This is a genomic window from Sphingomonas sp. CFBP8993, assembly GCF_034044895.1.
GTDB lineage: Bacteria > Pseudomonadota > Alphaproteobacteria > Sphingomonadales > Sphingomonadaceae > Sphingomonas.
Window position 1 is genome coordinate 1 of sequence record NZ_JAXCWU010000017.1, and the last position, 347, is coordinate 347.

A 347-nucleotide genomic window follows, 5' to 3' on the forward strand; every position below is an offset into this window, starting at 1 on the left:
GTCGGGTGGCGCTGCGACCTCGGTCGCGGTTGCTACGGCACCGAGCCACGGCACCGCCACCGCCTCGGGTACCGGCATCAGCTACACGCCGGCGGCAGGCTATTCGGGGAGCGACAGCTTCACCTACACCGCGACCAATGCCTCGGGCACCAGCGCGCCTGCGACCGTCACCGTCACGGTGACCGCGCCGACGCTGGTCGTCGCACCGGCCTCGGGTCCGCTGCCCTCGGCGACCGTCGGCACCGCCTATACCGCGACGCTGACCAGCACCGGTGGCACCGCGCCGTACGGCTACCGCGCCACGGGTCTGCCCGCCGGCGTCACGCTGGCCGCCAACGGTACCCTGT

Annotated in this window: 1 protein-coding gene; it reads left to right on the forward strand. The window is 73.5% G+C overall.

What is annotated here, in order from left to right; all coding sequences use genetic code 11:
- Positions 1 to 347, forward strand: a 347-nt coding sequence (locus SOM26_RS17600) for an Ig-like domain-containing protein (protein WP_320454009.1), incomplete at both ends; no start/stop codon positions are given.